At 61.8% G+C, this 8,564-nt stretch carries 6 protein-coding genes and 1 pseudogene; all 7 read left to right on the plus strand.

Annotation, left to right across the window (positions count from 1 at the left end; genetic code table 11):
* A pseudogene (locus HMPREF2678_RS09825) lies at window positions 1-536 on the plus strand (malate synthase G); the annotation flags it as partial.
* A 175-nt stretch (window positions 537-711) separates the two neighbouring features.
* A complete protein-coding gene (locus HMPREF2678_RS09830; protein WP_070552255.1) occupies window positions 712-1,470 on the plus strand; it encodes an HAD family hydrolase in 759 nt (252 codons plus the stop codon).
* Window positions 1,471-1,558: 88 nt separating this feature from the next.
* Complete coding sequence (locus HMPREF2678_RS09835) at window positions 1,559-4,210, plus strand: glycoside hydrolase family 65 protein (protein WP_070552257.1); 2,652 nt, start codon at window positions 1,559-1,561, stop codon at window positions 4,208-4,210.
* A gap of 333 nt (window positions 4,211-4,543) precedes the next feature.
* Window positions 4,544-5,329: a succinate dehydrogenase cytochrome b subunit gene (locus HMPREF2678_RS09840; protein ID WP_034971000.1), complete on the plus strand. Its 786-nt coding sequence runs from the start codon at window positions 4,544-4,546 to the stop codon at window positions 5,327-5,329.
* Window positions 5,330-5,362: 33 nt separating this feature from the next.
* Window positions 5,363-7,396 (plus strand): fumarate reductase/succinate dehydrogenase flavoprotein subunit, encoded by a 2,034-nt coding sequence (locus tag HMPREF2678_RS09845; protein WP_034971001.1) that lies wholly within the window; start codon window positions 5,363-5,365, stop codon window positions 7,394-7,396.
* The gene (locus HMPREF2678_RS09850) at window positions 7,396-8,145 is read left to right on the plus strand and encodes a succinate dehydrogenase/fumarate reductase iron-sulfur subunit (protein WP_034971002.1); all 750 of its coding nucleotides are present in this window, start codon (window positions 7,396-7,398) and stop codon (window positions 8,143-8,145) included. Before HMPREF2678_RS09845 ends, HMPREF2678_RS09850 begins: the two co-directional genes overlap by 1 nt.
* 40 nt (window positions 8,146-8,185) lie before the next feature.
* Entirely contained in the window at window positions 8,186-8,506 is a 321-nt protein-coding gene (locus HMPREF2678_RS09855; RefSeq protein WP_034972540.1) for a hypothetical protein, read from the plus strand.
* Window positions 8,507-8,564 lie beyond the last annotated feature (58 nt).

Genomic DNA, 8,564 nt, shown 5'->3' on the forward strand with positions numbered 1-8,564 from the left:
CAACCCACTACCACGAGGTGGATGTCTTCGAGGTACAGGACAAGCTGCGTACCGAGGGGCGTCGTGAGACCCTGGGCGACATTCTGACTATCCCGGTGGCGGAGTCTGCTGATTGGTCTGCTGAGGAGATCGCCGAGGAAATTGATAACAACTCCCAGTCCATCCTGGGTTATGTGGTTCGCTGGGTGGAGCAGGGTGTGGGTTGCTCTAAGATTCCGGATATCCACGACATCGATCTGATGGAGGATCGCGCTACTTGCCGTATTAACTCGCAGCACTTGGCTAACTGGCTGAAGCATGGTGTGGTGAACGAGGAGCAGGTTCTGGAGTCTTTGCAGCGTATGGCTGCGAAGGTGGATGAGCAGAACGCTGGTGATGCGAACTACCGGAACATGGCGCCGAACTTTGATGAGTCTGTGGCTTTCCAGGCTGCGAAGGATCTGGTGTTTAAGGGTCTGGAGCAGCCGGCTGGTTACACCGAGCCGATCCTGCACGCCCGTCGGTTGGAGTTCAAGGCTAAAAACGGCATCGCCTAAAGCGATACGGATCTAACCGCCGGTGTGAGCCCGCCTCACCCGGCGGTTTTCCTATGCCCACTTCCGTGCAGCTTTCTTGCACGGACAGTTGTCCTTCCCCTGGTTAGACTGGTGGGCACACGAACACGCACGTACGAACACACATGCACCAAGTCGCCCCGGAAGGAGCCCGACTTTGTCCGTCACCACCTTTGGCACCCCGCCCGCCCGATCTCTCTTTGATTTTGACGCCGTACTTTTCGACCTCGACGGCGTGATCACCCCGACCGCAGAGCTCCACCGCCAGGCGTGGGCACGGATGTTCAGTGCTTTCCTGGAGGCCAAGGGTGCCAAGCCCTACACCGAACAGGATTACTTCGACTACCTGGACGGCCGCCGTCGCGACGAGGGCGTGGCCGCCCTGCTGGCTAGCCGTGGTATTGAGGTTCCAGAGGGTAATGCGGACGATAGTGCGGATCAGGACACGATTCACGGTCTGGGGGCTCGCAAGAACGAGGACTTCCTGAAGTTGGTGGAGGAAGGCGTGCAGGCCTACGAGGGCTCCGTGCAGTTGCTGGATGCCATCCGGGACCGCGCCGCAGCGGGGGAGAAGTCGCCGCAGATCGCTATCGTCTCCTCCTCGAAGAACGCCCGCCCGGTGCTCAAGGCGGCGGGGCTGCTCGATCGGTTTGAGGTTGTAGTCGATGGGAAGGTGGCGTCCGAAAAGAATCTGCCGGGTAAGCCCGCACCAGATACGTACCTGTATGGCGCGCAGCAGCTCGGCGCCAGTGCGGAGAATGCTGTGGTGGTGGAGGATGCCACCAGTGGCGTGGCCAGCGGTAAGGCCGGAAAGTTTGGGCTGGTCATCGGCGTGGATCGCGGGGCCGGGGCGGAGGCGCTGCATGAGCACGGCGCGGACATCGTGGTCGATGACCTGGCGGACCTGCTGGGTTAGAGCGTGCGGCCAGGAGGCTGGCCGCAGGATTTTTAGACGAACGAACAGCTGGAAAAGCACAGAACGACTCGGGGAGACCGGAAACACTATGGGGATCAACGCCCAACGACAGACCAAGCGCAGTCCTGCCGACCAGCGGCTGAAGGACTTCCTGGCAACCCGCCGAGAGGGAGCGGAGCCGGGGTACAAGCGCCCGATCGACGGCGGCGACTTGCGCGCGGAGGGCTTCCGCGCGGACATGAAACACAGTGCGGTGAATCCTTTGGAGTCTGTGGACCGCGACAACAACCCGGTTGACGAATGGGCTCTGATTGAAACCCGCCCGAACTCCATGGACCTGGGAGTATCCGAGACCCTGTTCGCGCTGTCCAACGGCTACCTGGGGCTGCGCGGCAACCCAGAGGAAGGGCGCGATTCCCACACTCACGGCACGTTCATCAACGGCGTGCACGAAACCTGGGACATCGAGCACGCGGAGGATGCCTACGGCTTGGCGCGCACGGGGCAGAGTATCGTCTCGGTACCGGATGCGAAGGCTATGCGACTGTACATCGACGACGAGCCGTTGCGTCTGGGCAACGCGGAGGTCATGGAATACAACCGCAGCCTGGACTTCCGCGAGGGCGTGCTTCGTCGCAGCCTGGTCTGGCGCACTCCGGGCGGCAAGCACGTGCGCGTGACCTCCGAGCGCATGGTGAGTTTCCAGGAGCGCCATCTGGCGCTGCAGTCCCTGGAAGTCGAGCTGCTGGACGCGCCGGCCGCCGTTGTGGTCTCCTCCCAGCTGCTGAACCGCGAGGACGGCCAGGGCGAGTTCCCGGATAACAACGCCCGCGTGGCGGGCGAGGAAGGCTTCGACCCGCGCAAGGGCGAGCAGTTCCAGGACCGCGTGTTCATCCCGAAGTACCAGTCCAGCACCGAGCCGGAACGTGCCACGCTGGGTTACCAGATCAACCACTCGGGCATGACCGTGACAGTCTCCATGGACCACATCTTGGACATCGACAACCCCTCGGATGAGACGGACACGGGCGTGGACACCGGCGTGGAGGTCTCCACGGAGGTGGAAGAGGACGTCGCCCGCGTGACGTACCACCTGAACGGCAAGAAGGGAATGAAGATGCGCCTGGAGAAATTCACGGCGTACCACTCCTCCCGCCACGTCGCCCCGCAGGAGCTCGCATTCCGTTGCGCGCGCACCATCAACCGCGCGAAGCAGGTGGGCTTTAGCAACCTGATGGATAACCAGGCCGAGTGGCTGGCCCGCTTCTGGGAGCGCTCCGACGTGCGCATCGCCGGCCAGCCTGCGCTGCAGCAGGCGGTGCGCTGGAATATCTTCCAGCTGATCCAAGCTTCCGCCCGCGCGGAGACCAACGGTGTGCCGGCAAAGGGCATGACCGGATCCGGCTACGGCGGCCACTACTTCTGGGATACGGAGATCTATGTGATGCCGTTCCTGTGCTACACCAACCCCAACCTGGCTCGGAACGCCCTGCGCTTCCGCTACGACATGTTGCCCGCGGCCAAGCAGCGTGCGCTGGAGCTTTCGCACGACGGCGCCCTGTTCCCGTGGCGCACCATCAATGGCCAGGAATCCTCGGCCTACTACGCGGCGGGTACGGCGCAGTACCACATCGATGCCGACATTGCGTTTTCGCTGATGAAGTACGTTTACGCGACCGGCGACACGGAGTTCCTGCTACAGCAGGGAATCAGCCTGCTGGTGGAGACCGCACGGTTCTGGATGTCCATCGGCTTCTTCAACAGCAATCAGGACAAGTTCGAGATTCACTCCGTGACCGGCCCGGACGAGTACACGACCGTGGTGAACAACAACCTGTACACAAACGTCATGGCCCAGTACAACCTGGAGGTCGCGGCGGCCGTGGTGCGCCAAATGGAGGAAGAGCGCCCGGAGGAATACCGCAACTTGCAGCACCTGAAGCACGTCACGGAGGCCGAGGTCGACCTGTGGCGCAAGGCTGCCGACTGCATGTACATCCCTTACAACGAGGAACTGAAGGTCAACCCGCAGGACGACCAGTTCCTGCACCGCCGCATCTGGGACCTGGACGACCCGGAGGTCGGACCGAAGCGCCCGTTGCTGCTGCACTACCACCCGCTGACGATCTACCGCTACCAGATCTTGAAGCAGGCCGACGTGGTGCTGGCGCTATTCCTGCAGGGGCAGCGCTTCTCCACCGAGGTCAAGCGCGCGGACTACAACTACTACGACATTCTGACCACGGGCGATTCCACCCTCTCGGCCGTCGTGCAGTCCATCATCGCCGCGGAGCTCGGCTATAAGGAGAAGGCCGAGGAGTTCTTCTACCGCGGCCTGTTCGTGGACATGGGCGACCTGCACCACAACGCCTCGGATGGCGTGCACATCGCCTCGTGTGGCGGCGCGTGGACGGCGCTGACCAACGGCTTCGGCGGCTTCCGCGATTTCTACGGGCAGTTCACCATCGACCCGCGCCTGCCGGACGAGTGGGAGTCCCTGACGTACCACATCACCCTGTACGGCGAGCGCCTGCGCGTGGAGGTCCGCCCCGGCGAGGTAGAGCTGGTGCTGGAGGAGGGCGACCGCAAGGTCGGCCCGATCTGGGTCATGGGCGAGGAGGTCGTCGTCGGCCACGAGCCCGTCATTGTAAAGGGGCCGACGCTGCTCAGCGAGCATCGCGCCGACGGTGAAGATGGCGATGCGTCGCCCGTCGCTCCGGACCACCGGGTACGGTTATAAAAATATATCTTTATTGACGCCCACCGCCAGCGTGTGTCGTTACCCCCGTAACCCCTGCGAGGTAGGTAGTGAGCGGCAGGGGTGGGGAGGGTGGCGTCAATAAGAAAGCGACAAAGAGCGCCGCGAAAACCGTGTGACCAGTGTGACGCCGAGGGTTGACGGCCTCTCATCACATATTTAACAGTACGGCTGTACCGTTAGCTGTATTTTTGCAAGGTTTGTATTGCGGAAATGGCGTACCCCATAACGGGGTGTAGAACCGGGAACATGCAGGTACACAAGTAGTCCGAGGGGGGCTTTAGCACATACAGTGTCTATGACACTGGAGGTGCCATGACTGTTAAGTATGATGACCGTGAGGCAATCGCTCACGGAAAACTGAGAACTTCGAGCCTGCGCGAGAAGCCAGGCTTCCCTTCGTGGGCGATGAAGCTGACGATGGCCATCACGGGCATCATCTTCGCGCTGTTCGTCCTGGTTCACATGGTTGGAAACCTGAAGGTTTACATGGGGGCCGAATCCTTCAACACCTACGCCGACTTCCTGCGTGAATTCGGCTACCCGCTGCTGCCGCACGAGTCCTTCCTGTGGGTTGCTCGAATCGTGCTGCTGGTTTCCCTGATCCTGCACGTGTGGTGCGCATTCGCGTTGACCGGCCGTGCTCACCAGTCCCGTGGCCGCTACCGCCGCAAGGGCATGGTCAGCAGCTGGAACACCTTTACCGCCCGCAGCATGATCGTCACCGGCATCGTGCTGCTGCTGTTCATTATCTTCCACATCCTGGACCTGACGATGGGTGTAAAGCCCGTCGCCTCCGACGACTTCCAGGGTCCGGTTGATGGCGCACACGCTGCCTTCCAGAACCTGGTCGCATCCTTCGAGCGCCCGGCTGTGGCCATCTTCTACATCCTGGCGATGCTGATCCTGTTCATGCACCTGTCCCACGGCATCTGGACTGCCACCTCGGACCTGGGCATCACCGGCCACCGCACCCGCAAGGTCATGCTGTGGATCGCCTACCTGCTGCCTGCGATCGTGATGATCGGCAACATCTCCATCCCGCTGGCTGTGATGTTTGGGCTGGTTGATCAGGCCTCCTTCGTCCCGGTTGGGCATTAACGGCGAGTCTGGTTTCAAGGAGAAGAGAGTTAAATGAGCGAAGTAACTAACCACCCGCACAATCAGACCGCGGACTTCGACTACGACAAGGCCGTCGCCGCTTTCACGGCTCCGGAATCCGTCGTCGAGGGCGTGACCGTCGGTAAGGTCCTGAAGGACAACGCACCCCACGTGGTGAGCCAGGACAAGCAGTGGCAGTACGCCAAGGAGCACTTTGGCATGGTGTCTCCGCTGAACCGCAACAAGTTCCGCATCCTCATCGTCGGTACCGGCCTGGCCGGTGGCGCCGCAGCTGCCGCACTGGGCGAGCTGGGCTACGACGTGAAGGTGTTCACCTACCACGACTCCCCGCGTCGCGCGCACTCCATCGCTGCGCAGGGCGGTGTGAACTCCTCCCGCGGTAAGAAGCTGGATAACGACTCCACCTACCTGCACGCCAAGGACACCGTTAAGGGTGGCGACTACCGCTGCCGCGAGAACGACTGCTGGCGACTGGCTATGGAGTCCCCGAAGGTCATCGACCACATGAACGCTGTTGGCGCACCGTTCTCCCGCGAGTACGGCGGCACCCTGGCAACCCGTTCCTTCGGTGGCGTTCAGGTCTCCCGTACGTACTACACCCGTGGCCAAACGGGTCAGCAGCTGCAGCTGGCCACCACCTCCGCGCTGTACCGTCAGATCGGCGCTGGCCACGTGGAGATCTTCACCCACAACGACCTCGTTGACCTGATCGTCAAGGACGGCCGCTGTGAAGGCGTGATCATGCGCAACCTGCTGACCGGCGAGCTGAAGGCTCACACCGGCCACGCAACCGTGCTGGCCACCGGCGGTTACGGCAACGTGTACCACATGTCCACGCTGGCCAAGAACTCCAACGCCTCGGCCATCATGCGCGCCTACGAGCTGGGTGCCTACATGGCGTCTCCGTCCTTCGTGCAGTTCCACCCGACGGGCCTGCCGGTGAACTCCACCTGGCAGTCCAAGACGATCCTGATGTCCGAGTCGCTGCGTAACGACGGCCGCATCTGGACCCCGAAGAAGAAGGGTGACGACCGCAAGCCGAACGACATCCCGGAGGACGAGCGCGACTACTTCTTGGAGCGCCGCTACCCGGCCTTCGGCAACCTGGTTCCGCGTGACATCGCTTCCCGCGCCAACGCTCAGCAGATTAACGCTGGCTACGGCGTGGGTCCGATGAAGAACTCCGTGTACCTGGATCTGGGCGACGCTATCCAGCGCCTGGGCAAGGACACGATCCGCGAGCGCTACTCGAACCTGATTCAGATGTACGAAGAGGCCATCGGCGAGTCCGCCTACGAGACCCCGATGCGCATCGCCCCGACCTGCCACTACACCATGGGTGGCCTGTGGACCGACTTCAACGAGATGACGTCCATCGACGGTCTGTTCTGCTCCGGTGAGTCCTCCTGGATGTACCACGGCGCGAACCGCCTGGGTGCTAACTCCCTGCTGTCCTCCTCCGTGGAGGGCTGGTTCACCTTGCCGTTCACCATCCCGAACTACCTGGCACCGCACCTGGGTGAGGAAATCCCGGCCGCCGATTCCCCGGCTGCGCAGGAGGCTCTGCAGCGTGCAAAGGATCGCATCGAGCGTCTGACCACCATCAAGGGCGACAACCCGCACGGTCCGGAGTACTACCACCGCCAGCTGGGCGAGATCCTGTACTTCTCCTGCGGCGTGTCCCGCAATGTGAAGGACATGAAGGACGGCATCGAGAAGATCCGCGCACTGCGCAAGGACTTCTGGGCCAACGTCCACATCCCGGGCGGTACCGAGGAGATGAACCAGACCCTGGAGTACGCAACCCGCGTTGCCGACTACCTGGATCTGGGCGAGCTGATGTGCGTGGACGCTCTGGACCGCGACGAGTCCTGTGGTGCCCACTACCGCGATGACCACCTGTCCGAAGACGGCGAGGCAGAGCGTGACGATGACAACTGGTGCTTCGTCTCCGCCTGGGAGCCGAATGGCGAGAACAAGTTCATCCGCCACTCTGAGCCCCTGTACTTCGACCGTATCCCGCTGATGACAAGGAATTACAAGTAATGAAACTGCATCTTGAAATCTGGCGTCAGGCGGGCCCGAATGCCGAAGGCCACTTCGAGTCTGTTGACGTTGACGACGCTGCAGAGCAGATGTCCATCCTGGAGCTGCTCGACCACGTAAACAACAAGTACGTTGAAGCGGGCAAGGAGCCCTTCGCCTTCGCTTCCGACTGCCGCGAGGGCATCTGCGGTACCTGTGGCCTGATGGTCAACGACCGTCCGCACGGTCCGGACAAGAACAAGCCGGCCTGCCAGCAGCGCCTGCTGTCTTTCAACGACGGCGATACCATCAAGCTGGAGCCGCTGCGCTCTGCTGCGTACCCGGTGATCAAGGACATGGTCGTCGACCGTTCCGCACTGGATCGCGTGATGGAAAAGGGTGGCTTCGTGTCCGTCATGGCCGGCACCGCCCCGGATGCCGACTCTCTGTTGGTCAACCACTCCGACGCGGAGAAGGCTCTGGATCACGCAGCCTGCATCGGCTGCGGTGCATGTGTTGCTGCTTGCCCGAATGGTGCAGCCCACCTGTTCACCGGTGCGAAGCTGGTTCACCTGACGCTGTCTCCGCTGGGACGCGAGGAGCGCGGCAAGCGTGCTCGCAACATGGTTGACGAGGTCGAGGGTACCTTCGGTCCTTGCTCGCTGTACGGCGAGTGTGCTGACGTTTGCCCGGCGGGTATCCCGCTGACGGCTGTGGCAGCTATCACAAAGGAACGCACCCGTGCCGCTTTCCGCGGCAAGGATGACTAAGATCAACTCCAAGACAAGTTTCAGAAAGTAGGAGAGAACCATGGCACTCAGTGAGAACCTGCACATGGAGCGTTACTACGTTGATGGCTACCAGCCGTCCAGCTTTGATGCGCCGCACTCTTCGCTGCAGCGCTCCCTCACTTGGATCGGCATGGGCTTCTGGCTGCTGCTGATGCCGGGTCTGGGCACCATCGTGTTCGGTCTGGCTACCAACATGTCCGGTACTCAGGACAACGCCATGATGTACCTGATCACCGGTGTAGTAATTTCCGTGGTTTCTGTTGTTGCGGGCTCTGCGTGCATTCACGCAGGTCGCAAGAACTACCGCGACTACAAGGGCCGCTCTGGCCGCATCATCTAGTTGCTAGCTGATGGCTTTGGCTAGTACTGTTATGTCCATAGGGTTTTTGGACATGGAG

It is taken from the genome of Corynebacterium sp. HMSC058E07, assembly GCF_001809885.1.
Taxonomy (GTDB): domain Bacteria; phylum Actinomycetota; class Actinomycetes; order Mycobacteriales; family Mycobacteriaceae; genus Corynebacterium; species Corynebacterium macclintockiae.

Excerpts from the sequence above, each read along its gene's own strand:
- HMPREF2678_RS09835 (WP_070552257.1), top strand. The coding sequence starts at position 1,559 with ATGGGGATCAACGCCCAACGACAGACCAAGCGCAGTCCTGCCGACCAG.
- HMPREF2678_RS09845 (WP_034971001.1), top strand. The coding sequence starts at position 5,363 with ATGAGCGAAGTAACTAACCACCCGCACAATCAGACCGCGGACTTCGAC.
- HMPREF2678_RS09855 (WP_034972540.1), top strand. The coding sequence starts at position 8,186 with ATGGCACTCAGTGAGAACCTGCACATGGAGCGTTACTACGTTGATGGC.
- HMPREF2678_RS09840 (WP_034971000.1), top strand. The coding sequence starts at position 4,544 with ATGACTGTTAAGTATGATGACCGTGAGGCAATCGCTCACGGAAAACTG.
- HMPREF2678_RS09850 (WP_034971002.1), top strand. The coding sequence starts at position 7,396 with ATGAAACTGCATCTTGAAATCTGGCGTCAGGCGGGCCCGAATGCCGAA.